This window comes from Caloranaerobacter azorensis DSM 13643, from assembly GCF_900129995.1.
GTDB classification, from domain to species: Bacteria; Bacillota; Clostridia; order Tissierellales; family Thermohalobacteraceae; genus Caloranaerobacter; species Caloranaerobacter azorensis.
Map to the genome: position 1 here is coordinate 1 of NZ_FQXO01000074.1, position 11,525 is coordinate 11,525.

Here is an 11,525-nt window from a genome sequence, read left to right on the forward strand (position 1 = left end):
AGCTTGGTTTAATTTTTTAAGACCTCATTCAGCCTTAAATGGTAAAGTACCAATACCACTAACTGAGCTGAATAGATACGAAACAATGCCAGCAAAATGGGCTAAACTAATTGAATTAGCACAACTACATGCCATAGAAAATCAAAAGCATAGAAGCAATATTTTAAAAGAAGCTGCTTAATTTTAAAATGCACCTTGACAAATTAACAGTTAAAATTTAAAGTTAAATTACACCCTACGGGATATTTATGCCCTTTTTTGGGTAAAATCTTTAAAATATCATCTTAAAGTATATCCAATCTTTTCTCTAACTTTTCATATTTCTTTTTACACTATCTTATTTTTAGTTTAAAAAATATATATTAATTATATTTAATAATTAAATAAAATTCTGTAGTCTGGACTACATTTTTTAGATTTTTCTGATTTTTCATTATTTTAAAAAATATATTAGAAGATAAAATCTCCGATTTAAAAAGATTGAATAAATTTGGATATATAAACTATATTCAAAATTATTTACAATTTAAATGACATATAATTTTCTATAGATTAAAAAAATAGAACGGAATAACCGTTCTACCACTAATTTAATTTATTATTTTACATTTCTAAAACTTCTTTTAAACTTTATGAACTCATTATCAGTTTGAATTATTTTTTTAGTCAAATTATTTATTTCAAATTTCAAGTCATCTCGAACATTTCCCAATTCATTATATACATATTCTATCTCTTGTTTAAGTTCTTCTCTAGTTATTTCATGTTCTCTAGCAATTCTATCTTCTAATTTAACAAACTTATCTTCTAATCTAACCATGCCGTTATCTAATTCAACAACTCTGTCATCTAATTTCGTTACTTTATCGTCTAGTTTTGTTACACTGCTGTCTAATTTCGTTACTTTATCGTCTAGTTCCGTTACTCTGCCGTCTAATTCCTTAATATCTTGTCTAGTCGCTTTCACTTCCGTCTCAATAGAATTAATTCTGCCTTCCATTGATGTAATTCTGTCATTCATTGATGTAACCTGGTTCTTTAAAGAACCAATCTCATTTAAAATCTCTCTTAACAATTCTTCCATAAAAACACCTCACATCTATTTTATTATAAACTATAAATAAAATCTCATAGGAGCAAAAGAACTATCAGGCAAGATTTACCTTAATTTACCTTAATTTACCTTAATCTATCTAGATTGAAAATTTTGTTATAATCCATAGGAAATTATAATAAAATCTTTGTCTGGCATGTTTGCATGCCAGAGTCGTTATAAACTGCATTAAATTGTAAATAATATAAAATATAATTTCCGTATATGGATTTCAACAAAATTTACTTTAATTTACTTAATTTATCTAAATTGAGAATTTTGTTATAGTAATTATAACATAATTTTTTAGCAGTATAAATTTAATTTTGAATTATTTAATCATATTTAAAATAAACAAAATAAATGGTATTGTCAAAATGCTTATTAGTGTGGTTAGAAATACTCCCTGTGAAGCTAGCCGATAATCCGAATCGAACCTCCTTGCAAATATTGCCGCATTTGCCGCTGCCGGCATACTGCTAATGATAACCGGTATTCCCGCGACTATTGGCGACAAATTTAATCTTATTAATACAAATAAAACCGATAAAGGTATTATTATAAGCCTCAATAGTGCTACTATAAAAAGTTTAATATTACCAAATATCTCTTTAAACTTTGCATCTCCTAATAGAGAGCCTACTACTAACATAGCCATTGGAGTCGTTGATGCCCCTAATTTGTGCAATGATATATATATTGGCTTTGGTAATTTAATAGAAAATATAAATAATATAAAACCTAAAACTATTGAAACCGTTCCGGGATTTATCAATGATTTTAAATTAATTTTCTTTTTATGTTCTGGATTTACTAATATCACTCCTAATGTCCATATAAGAACATTAAAAATGAGATTATATATCGCTGCATAAAATACACCAATTTTACCAAAAGCTACTTCAACAACAGGATAGCCCATAAATCCGACATTTGGAAATATCGTCAAAAATAGATATATCCCTTTTTGCGGTTCTTGTATATTTAGCAGCTTTACAAATATAATGCCGACTACAATCATGAAAATATAGACTATTATTCCAATAATAATCAATCTTATACTGTTACTCAATATATCTCTTGAAAATTTATAATTCATAGATGTAATAATTAATGCTGGTAAAGTTACATATATTATTAGAGTAGATAGACCTTTTCCTAATTCATCTGTAATAATGTTTATTTTTTTGAGTATAAAACCCAACATTAATAAGATGAATAGAACTAATACTTGATTTAAAACTAATATAAAATCCATTTACTTCCTCCTTAAATTGTTTATTTATTAATTATATTATAAAATTTTATTAAACACATAAAAATAGGGAAGATTTTCCTTCCCTATTATACAGAGAAATCTCTTTTATTTTCTCCTCAACTGCTCATATAATATTTTTGCCAATCCTATCCCTTGTCCTTTTTCACTTACCATTTTAGCCATTTCTTGATCATACATATCTTCAAACATTTCTCTTGCAGTAGTCTTTTCTATAAAACCGCCATCTGGAATAGTTGAGCGCATTTGTTTAAGAAGCATATGAGTAAATATAGATTCAAATTCCTTACAAACTTTCATCAATTCTTTATCGTCCTGAATCTTCTGTACATTATCAATTTTTTTCTTTAAATTTGATATATTTGTCTGATCATTTTGTATATTACTCTTATTTATTATGCTATTTATATTTAACATAGAAGAACACCCCATTATCGATTAACAATTTGCAATTAATTGACTATTAATTGGGATTTATTGATTCCCAACCAATTTTACATTTTACATTTCTAATTTATCTTCTCAAGTTATTTGCCATCTGCAACATTTCATCTGTTGTCTGGATTGATTTTGAATTTATTTCATATGCTCTTTGAGCCGTAATCATTTTTACCATCTCGTCAACCACTTGTACATTTGATGCCTCAAGATATCCCTGCACAATTTTACTATCCATCTCTTCAGCATCTACTGATATTTCTTCTCCAGATGCACTTGTTGCACTATATAAATTTTGTCCTTCACTAATAAGCCCCTCTGGATTCATAAATTTAACAAATTTTAATCTCCCTAGCTCTACAGTTTCACCCTCTTCATCTTTTGCAGTTATGTATCCCAATTCATCTACGGTTATATCTGATAAATTACTATCTATAACTATTTCTTCATCATCTTCATTTAGGACAAAGTATCCTTCCGATGTAGTCAATTTCCCTTCATCTTCATCTATACTAAGCTTAAAACTTCCATCTCTTGTATATTTTATTTGCCCATTTGGTGTTAATACTGCAAAAAAACCTTCTCCATCTATTGCTAAATCTAATGGATTCTGCGTTTCTATTAAGCTGCCAACTTTGAAATCTCTTGTTGTAGCTGTAGGCATGACTCCATGTCCTACTTCTAGGTTTACAGGTCTGCCTTTATCATCGTCTAAATTTGTCCTCTTTAATGTTTCATAAAAGAGGTCTTTAAATTCGACTCTCTGACTTTTATATGATGTTGTATTCACATTGGCTAAATTATTTGAAATTGTATCGATATTAAGCTGCTGTGCCTTCATTCCTGAAGCTGCTGTCCATAGAGAACGTATCATTTCTATTTGCTCCTCCCCTTTATTAGTCATTCGATACTTTCTATTCGTCATCCGAAAAACGAACGATGAATAGTTAAGTTAATTTTACATTTTCAATTTTTAAATTTTATATTCTTGCTACATCATTTACAACCCTACCTAATAGTTCATCTTGTATCTTTAATATTTTCTGACTCGCCTCGTAATTTCTTAATACGCTTATCATATTAACCATTTCTTTTATGCTCTCAACATTTGAACCTTCTAGATATCCTCTTAAAACTTGTCCACTGAAAGATATCTCTTCAGGCTCTATGTTATCTGCCATTGTATAAAGGTTATAACCTTTTTTTCGCAAAAATTCTCTATTTTTTATATCGACTATATCAAGTTTGTCTACAACTTCACCATCTTTAATAATATCTCCATTTTCATTAATAGTAAAGTTATTGCCCTCCAATACTATTGAACCATATTTCCCTAAAACAAAATATCCTTCTTTAGTAACAAGTTCTCCTTTATCATTTAGTGAAAAAGAACCGTCTCTTGTATACAGTATTTTTTCGCCATCATATACCTTAAAAAAGCCATCGCCTTTAAGTGCAAAATCTAAATTGTTCCCTGTCTCTATGATATTCCCTTGATTAAAGTTAGTAAAAATTCTACTTGTTCTAACTCCTGAACTTATAGTTCCTATTACATCTAGCTGCGGAAATTCTATTAAATTATCTACTATTTTGCCATTAGATATAATATTGCCATTATTGTCAATCTCAATATCTTTACTATCAACTCTTATTGCTCCATTTTTACCAAGCACATAATTCTCACCATTTGTCTTCAAAGTGCCTCTACCATCTTTATAGTATGTCTTAAGATAGCCATCTTCATCTATTGTAAATCTAATTTCTCTTGTATGACTAATCCCAAGAGGTGTCTTTATTCTAAAATATCCTGAATTAATATTTAACTTATACGTATTGCCATCTTTCTCAACATTTACTCCTTTAAACCTCTCATGATTATCCATGTCTATTATATCATTAATTTTACTTAAAAGCACCTCTGGAAACGCTTCTGATATGAGCACGTCTTTTTTGAATCCAGTAGTGTTAATATTAGCTAAATTATTAGATATTGTATCCAATCTTCTCTGATTTATTAATAATGACGTCGCTGATGTATATAATCCTCTGTTCATTTAAATCACTCCTCACAATTAGTCTTTCGTTACATAATATTCGCATGTACTATAAGTCAACAGTCAGTAATTTAAAATCTATATACTATAAACTATTGACTATTAACCAATTTTACATTTTCAATTTTAAATTTCAACTTACCGCCTAATAATACTTTGTTGTATCCTCTTCTGAAATTAATCCACTTTCTAATACATCAATAGATTCTAATACCTTACCTGTTCCAATAGCTACACAAGATATAGCGTCCTCTGCTACCTTTACTGGTATTCCTGTTCTCTCACTAATACGCTTATCTAATCCATATAATAAAGAACCACCACCTGTCATTACAATACCTCTATTGCTCAAATCTGATGATAATTCTGGTGGAGTCCTTTCTAAAACTGAATGCACAGCATCTGCAATAGCTGATACCGGCTCATCTAAAGCTTCTAATATTTCTGTTGAAGATATTTTTACAGTTCTTGGTAATCCAGAAACTAAATTTCTACCTCTCACTTCCATATATACTTCTTTTTCTCTAGGAAAAGCAGTACCAATTCTTATTTTTAAATCTTCCGCAGTACGTTCTCCAATCATCATATTATGCTTTTTTCTTATGTACTTTATTATAGCTTCATCAAATTTGTCCCCAGCTATTTTAATTGACTTGCTGACAACTATACCGCCTAAAGATATAACCGCTACATCTGTCGTTCCGCCCCCAATATCTATTACCATATTTCCTACTGGTTTATATATATCTAATTCTGCTCCAATAGCTGCTGCAATAGGTTCTTCTATGAGATAAGTCTTTTTAGCACCGGCTTGATTGCTTGCATCTATTACTGCTTTCTTTTCAACCTCTGTTACTCCACTTGGAACACATATTATTATTCTAGGCCTAAAAAGCATTTTGCCTATGGCTTTATTAATAAAATGTTTTAACATTTTTTGTGTGATTTCAAAATCTGATATTACACCATCCCTCAATGGTCTAATTGCAACAATACTCCCAGGTGTTCTACCAAGCATTCTTCTTGCTTCTTCCCCTACTGCCAATACTTTATTAGTATTTTTATTAATAGCTACTACTGACGGTTCTTTTAATACTATTCCCTTCCCTTTTATATATACTAATATACTAGCAGTACCTAAATCAATACCAATATCCGTCCTAAATCCAAGCATTCGACCTAACCTCACTTTCTTTTATTATCTTGTATTTAAAGCGAATCCGCAAGCTTTATAATGTAAAATAATTAATAAATATTCTATTTATTTTCGCAAACATATTTATATAAAAAATTACATTTTACTTATTCTCAATTTAAAAGAGTATATATATATTTCTAAATTTACTCATAATTTCCCTTTATCTATTTCTACAAAATGTATGAAATTCCTTTAATTTTTTTATTTTTCAAAAAAAATATTATCCTTCCAAATGGAAGGATAATATTTTCCCTCTGTATATAAATTCTGTTCTAATCCATAGGAAACTATATCCCTTATCGAACTATAAGTATCTCTGAATATAATTCCCATTCATGGATATAATCAAAATCTTCCTTGATTTGTCTGATTTATTCAAGGAGATTTTGTTCTTGTTTATTGTCTATTAAGGGCTTGGTATTTCATTTTTGTAGCTTTCCCACCCCTAATATGCCTTTCAGCTTTATTCTTATCTAGTACTTTTTTTACTTTTCCTGCTATAAGAGGGTTTATCTTAGGAAGACGTTCGGTAACGTCTTTATGAACAGTGCTTTTACTAACACCAAATACGCTTGCCGTTTGCCTTACGGTTGCTTGCTCCTTTATTATGTATTTTGCAATTTCTATAGCTCTTTCTTCTATATAATCTTTCAAATATCCAACCCCCTTTGCCTACTTGTTTAGAGTCTTTTTTTACATTAATATGCATCTTGTTCACATTATAGAACTAATGTGTCCCTTATTTTGTAAACTTAGGTAAATACAGCTTAGGGTCAATATGTTTTCCATCTTTTATAACCTCAAAATGAAGATGAGGACCTTGAGCAATCTCAAAACCTGCTCCCTTACCAACTCCGCTAATTGGGTCTCCCTGTTTTACTTTTTGTCCTACAGTAACCATCTCGTCCGTTGATAAGTTGCCGTATTTAGTCACCAGTCCATTTCCATGATCTATAGTTATAACTATTCCCAATGCATAATCTTTTTTTATTTGAGTAATAGTCCCATCTAATACTGCCCTTACCACACTTCCTTCTCTTGCCTTAATATCAATGCCATTATGTGTAGTCCACTGCTCTAGAGTTTTTGAATAAACTAGCTTATCTTCAGCATAATCCATTGATATTGTTCCAATAACAGGCATTATCATTGATTTTACTTTACTTTTAGCCGCCTTTTTAACCACTGCTTTTGAAGAACTTACAGCCTTTATCTTTTGTTTTTCTGTAGACTTAGTCTCTTTATCCTTTGTTTTTTTAGATTCTTTATCATTTGCTACTTCTACTACTTCTATATCTGGAATATTGATATTTTCTTCTTCATCTAATGAAAACTCTGTATCTGAATTTGATTCCCCGGCTAAAAGCAAATCATCATTGTTTTCTATCGCTTTATACTTATTGAAATTATTATTAGAAACCCAAACGGCAGTTGTCGCAACTATACAAATACATAAAAACAAAATAAGATAGAATCCATCTTTATCTAATAACTTTGAAATATTATTCCTAAAATTTAACCATTTATTTTTCTGATAATCATTTTTATCTTCCAAGTAAATCACCTCCACATCTAGTATTATCACCATTTATTAGTATTTAATACATGTTTTTTGTTTTTTGGGATAAAATTTTAAAGCAAAAAGAAAAATGCTCTAAAACATAAGTTTCAGAGCACTAACTAATATGTTAATTAATATATCTTCTTTATTTCTACTCCTGTATAATAATGTTTCAAAATCTCTTTGAATGTACTTCCCTTTTTCGCCATACCATTGGCTCCCCATTGACTCATTCCGACACCATGACCATATCCTACAGTCTCTATTTCAATAGATCCGTTTTTTCGTAACATTATTTTAAAATTGGTAGAATTGAGATTAAATAAGCCCCTTATTTCTCTGCCCGATACAATTTTACCGTCTATCATAATTTTCATAACTCTGCCGCTATGGCTTCTTTCTATGAGTTTAATTTTCTGCTGCAAGTTATTTTTAGTTAATTTTACATTCGGATATTTTGATTTTATCTTTGAAATAAATTCATCGACCGTCATTTTGACTACTTCTCTTAATTTTGGCGCCCCATCTTCATAAGGACTAGGAACACTTCTAAGGTATGGGAGTTTCGAAGCAAATACTGCCTCCGAATCTTCCGTCATTCCTCCACTCGTCGAATGGAAAAGAGGTTCGATAGGTTTCCCATTGTATGTAATAATTAGTCCTCTTGTACTGTCTACTGCTTGTTCTATTTTAGGCCAGTACTCTTTCATCCAATTTTCCGAATGCAGTTTAATAAGTTCGTCTTTAGAGAGCCAAGCTTGACAATGTATCCCTGTACATAGTGGTGCTTCTGGATGATCTGGATGACCGTTTTTAAACTTTTCCAAGTGATATATTGCATATGTTCTAGCAGCCACTGCTTGAGCTTTTAAGGCTTCAATTTCAAATGCTGCTGGCATTTCGGCTGCAACTACCCCTTTTATATATTCATCTAATTCGATTTCCTCAACCTCTTTTGTATTGATATTATAAACCTTTATAATTTTCTCCTTGTTTAAATCTTCTTCTATAACTCTATTTTTATATTTTGTATCTGAAGGACCTCCTATCAACAGTAATATCGGAATTATTATTATTATAAATAATAAAAAAAGCAGATATAATCCTAGTTCCCTCATATTCTCCCCCTTAGTTTATATAATTTGTTCTTAAATATAATTATGTTTCACACTAGAGAAATATGCATTGGACTATGGGGAATCTTACTCATATAATTTATTTAGTAAATATTTCGTTTTATTATGTCATAAAAAAAAAGATTTCCCGGGAAATTGGAAATCTTTTTGTCTTCATGTCGATTGTTATAATTAATAGTCGTCAGTCAATAGCCATTAGTCTTTAATTACTTTTCTATTGTTACTATTCGTCATTCAATATTCACTTCCTATATATTTTTGCTCCTAATTTTGATAATTTCTGTTCTATATTTGAATATCCTCTGTCTATATGAAATATATTGCTTATTTCTGTTTCTCCTTCTGCTACAAGTCCGGAAAGTATTAATGCCGCTCCTGCTCTTAAATCTGTCGCTTTTACGGGTGCACCCATCAATTTATTAGTACCTTGTATAATTGCACTTCTTCCTTCTATCTTAATATTCGCACCCATTCGCTTTAACTCATCAACATGCATAAATCTATTTTCAAATACGGTTTCAATAATTATACTTGTACCATCGGATACACTCATTAATGCCATAAATTGTGCCTGCATATCCGTTGGAAATCCCGGATACGGCATCGTTTTTATATCAATGGACTTTATATTCTTTTTACCTACTACTCTGATTTTATCTCCATCTTCAATTATTTCTGCTCCCGTTTCTTTCAGTTTAGCAATAATTGATTTTACATGATCTACTACTACATTTTCTACGATTATATCTCCTTTGGTTATAGCTGCCGCTACCATAAAAGTTCCTGCTTCGATTCTATCAGGTATTATTTGATGTCTGCCTCCATATAATGTCTTTACTCCCTTTATCTTAATTGTACTAGTACCTGCTCCTTTTATATCTCCTCCGATTTTATTTAGGAAATTTGCTAAATCTACTATTTCAGGTTCTTGTGCTGCATTCTCTATTATTGTCTCTCCTTCCGCAAGCGCTGCCGCCATCATAATATTTTCCGTTGCTCCCACGCTAGGAAAATCAAGATATATTCTCTCTCCTTTAAGTTTGTCTGCACTGGCCTCTACATACCCATGCCCTACTTCAATCTCTGCTCCTAATGCCTTAAATCCCTTAAGGTGTAAATCTATCGGTCTTGTTCCTATTGCACAGCCTCCCGGCATTGAAACTCTAGCCTTTCCCATTCTTGCCAACAATGGACCCATGACTAAAAATGATGCTCTCATTTTTTTCATTAACTCATATGGAGCTTCAAAATTATCTATTATCGACGCATTTATTTGTAATTTTTCTCTAGAAACTCTTTTTACATCTGCCCCTAGAGAAGATAATACCTCACATATTACATCTACATCTCTTAAATCTGGTACATCTTCTAGTATACATTCACCTGTTGACAATAGCGATGCCGCTATTATAGGTAAAGCTGAATTTTTTGCTCCACTTATTCTAACAGTCCCTTTCAATGGTGGACTTTTTTCTACGATGATTTTTGCCAATTTGTTTCCTCCCATGCTATATGAATTTTACATTTTTCATTTTCAATTTTACATTTTAATCTAGTATCCAATCGAAATTATTGGTGTTCCTATCCATATATAGGTTTTATCTTCATACTCGTTGTATCTTAAAGCTATATTTACATTCATTTTATTATTTCCAGTATATATAAATTCGTCTATTAAAGGTGAATAAGCAGAAATACTTATGAGAGAATCATTAAAAAGTCCCTCAACCTTTCTACCATTTATGCTGTTTAGTGCTTTAGATACTTTTTTTATTTTTTCATCTTCATTTAATTTTCCATCAAATGTCCCAATAATGCAAGTAGTAATTTTTGGACTTGTATTGAAATTGCTGTAAATGTTTTTAATTTCATCCACAGTTCTTTTTAATCCTTCTGAATATTCCTGTACTATATCAATTACTAAATCTGTTTCACCAGTGTTGTCATCTGGATTTTTATAAGAAGAAATTATTACTGTAATAGTCCTTTTATATTTATCTTTCCCCCATATCGTCAATTGTATTAAATCATCTGATTGTATTATATCCTCATAATAGCAGCTATCTGCATTATCATCATTATACATTTCATAAAATAGATTCTTGTCCACTTTTGAACCATCTATACCTACTTTTTCTACAATTTCCTTTATTAATTTTTCAACGCTATCTAATTCTAAATATGTATCATTAATTTTTCCAGAAAAATTTACATTTATTTCCAATAATTTAGCGTCCGTTTCATTAAATGCTTTTATTAGAGCATCTTCTTTTATAGAAGTATTAAAATCGTCAGCTGATACATAATTTAATACAGATAGAATAATTATAATTCCTATTGATAATACTATTTTTAATCTACTCATTTTTTCTTTCCCTCCTCCAAAGATTTGAGGAAAGGACAAAACAGATAAAAATGTAAAGGGGGACGAAAACATTTTTATCCTATCGCCCTTTCCTCTATTAAAAGTTTTGACAGGAGGGATAGAATTTATACATTTTTTTGCAGAAATTTAGCACTTGAAAATTTTTTAGGGCGATAGTCCGTTGATTTATAAGAATTTCAGAATAAGCACTAAAAATTTGAGATTTTCCGATTTTTGCTGGAAACTACAGAGAAAAAATTTGCAAAATAAAAGCATCCTTTTTATAATAGTTTTACCACAAACACATTAAAAAAAGGATGCTGATAGGATGAACAAAAGTTACCTAAAACAATTATTCACCTATATTAATAGGGTATATGATATAGGAGAAAAAATCAATACTT

General features: G+C 30.3%; 12 protein-coding genes. 1 reads left to right on the forward strand and 11 read right to left on the reverse strand.

Annotated features, from left to right (window positions below; genetic code table 11):
• Positions 1–181 (forward strand): hypothetical protein (locus BUB51_RS10160; RefSeq protein ID WP_479722838.1); only part of this gene is annotated, 181 nt, incomplete at its 5' end.
• 417 nt (positions 182–598) lie between these two features.
• Here the strand turns inward: BUB51_RS10160 and BUB51_RS10165 are convergent.
• The 11 genes from BUB51_RS10165 to BUB51_RS10215 all read right to left on the reverse strand — a co-directional run bounded on the left by BUB51_RS10165 (position 599) and on the right by BUB51_RS10215 (position 11,121).
• Positions 599–1,084, reverse strand: a complete 486-nt coding sequence (locus BUB51_RS10165; protein ID WP_073197536.1) for a hypothetical protein — start codon at positions 1,082–1,084, stop codon at positions 599–601.
• Between the two features lie 340 nt (positions 1,085–1,424).
• A complete protein-coding gene (locus BUB51_RS10170; RefSeq protein ID WP_073197538.1) occupies positions 1,425–2,351 on the reverse strand; it encodes an AEC family transporter in 927 nt (308 codons plus the stop codon).
• 105 nt (positions 2,352–2,456) lie between these two features.
• Positions 2,457–2,786, reverse strand: a complete 330-nt coding sequence (locus BUB51_RS10175; RefSeq protein WP_159430414.1) for a rod-binding protein — start codon at positions 2,784–2,786, stop codon at positions 2,457–2,459.
• A 97-nt stretch (positions 2,787–2,883) separates the two neighbouring features.
• Positions 2,884–3,681, reverse strand: a complete 798-nt coding sequence (gene flgG, locus BUB51_RS10180) for a flagellar basal-body rod protein FlgG (RefSeq protein ID WP_035162964.1) — start codon at positions 3,679–3,681, stop codon at positions 2,884–2,886.
• Between the two features lie 106 nt (positions 3,682–3,787).
• Positions 3,788–4,861 (reverse strand): flagellar hook-basal body protein, encoded by a 1,074-nt coding sequence (locus BUB51_RS10185; RefSeq protein ID WP_073197541.1) that lies wholly within the window; start codon positions 4,859–4,861, stop codon positions 3,788–3,790.
• Between the two features lie 145 nt (positions 4,862–5,006).
• A complete protein-coding gene (mreB, locus tag BUB51_RS10190) occupies positions 5,007–6,035 on the reverse strand; it encodes a rod shape-determining protein (protein ID WP_073197543.1) in 1,029 nt (342 codons plus the stop codon).
• A 420-nt stretch (positions 6,036–6,455) separates the two neighbouring features.
• Positions 6,456–6,713, reverse strand: coding sequence for a sporulation transcriptional regulator SpoIIID (gene spoIIID / locus BUB51_RS10195; protein WP_073197545.1), 258 nt, complete (start codon positions 6,711–6,713; stop codon positions 6,456–6,458).
• A gap of 85 nt (positions 6,714–6,798) precedes the next feature.
• Entirely contained in the window at positions 6,799–7,614 is an 816-nt protein-coding gene (locus tag BUB51_RS10200) for a M23 family metallopeptidase (RefSeq protein ID WP_073197547.1), read from the reverse strand.
• 137 nt (positions 7,615–7,751) lie between these two features.
• Entirely contained in the window at positions 7,752–8,738 is a 987-nt protein-coding gene (gene spoIID, locus BUB51_RS10205) for a stage II sporulation protein D (RefSeq protein WP_073197549.1), read from the reverse strand.
• A 259-nt stretch (positions 8,739–8,997) separates the two neighbouring features.
• The gene (murA, locus tag BUB51_RS10210) at positions 8,998–10,248 is read right to left on the reverse strand and encodes a UDP-N-acetylglucosamine 1-carboxyvinyltransferase (protein WP_200791943.1); all 1,251 of its coding nucleotides are present in this window, start codon (positions 10,246–10,248) and stop codon (positions 8,998–9,000) included.
• A gap of 60 nt (positions 10,249–10,308) precedes the next feature.
• Positions 10,309–11,121, reverse strand: a complete 813-nt coding sequence (locus BUB51_RS10215; RefSeq protein WP_073197552.1) for a YwmB family TATA-box binding protein — start codon at positions 11,119–11,121, stop codon at positions 10,309–10,311.
• Positions 11,122–11,525: the final 404 nt, after the last annotated feature.

Excerpts from the sequence above, each read along its gene's own strand:
- mreB (WP_073197543.1), bottom strand. The coding sequence starts at position 6,035 with ATGCTTGGATTTAGGACGGATATTGGTATTGATTTAGGTACTGCTAGT.
- BUB51_RS10165 (WP_073197536.1), bottom strand. The coding sequence starts at position 1,084 with ATGGAAGAATTGTTAAGAGAGATTTTAAATGAGATTGGTTCTTTAAAG.
- BUB51_RS10175 (WP_159430414.1), bottom strand. The coding sequence starts at position 2,786 with ATGTTAAATATAAATAGCATAATAAATAAGAGTAATATACAAAATGAT.
- BUB51_RS10170 (WP_073197538.1), bottom strand. The coding sequence starts at position 2,351 with ATGGATTTTATATTAGTTTTAAATCAAGTATTAGTTCTATTCATCTTA.
- BUB51_RS10215 (WP_073197552.1), bottom strand. The coding sequence starts at position 11,121 with ATGAGTAGATTAAAAATAGTATTATCAATAGGAATTATAATTATTCTA.
- flgG (WP_035162964.1), bottom strand. The coding sequence starts at position 3,681 with ATGATACGTTCTCTATGGACAGCAGCTTCAGGAATGAAGGCACAGCAG.
- BUB51_RS10185 (WP_073197541.1), bottom strand. The coding sequence starts at position 4,861 with ATGAACAGAGGATTATATACATCAGCGACGTCATTATTAATAAATCAG.
- spoIID (WP_073197549.1), bottom strand. The coding sequence starts at position 8,738 with ATGAGGGAACTAGGATTATATCTGCTTTTTTTATTATTTATAATAATA.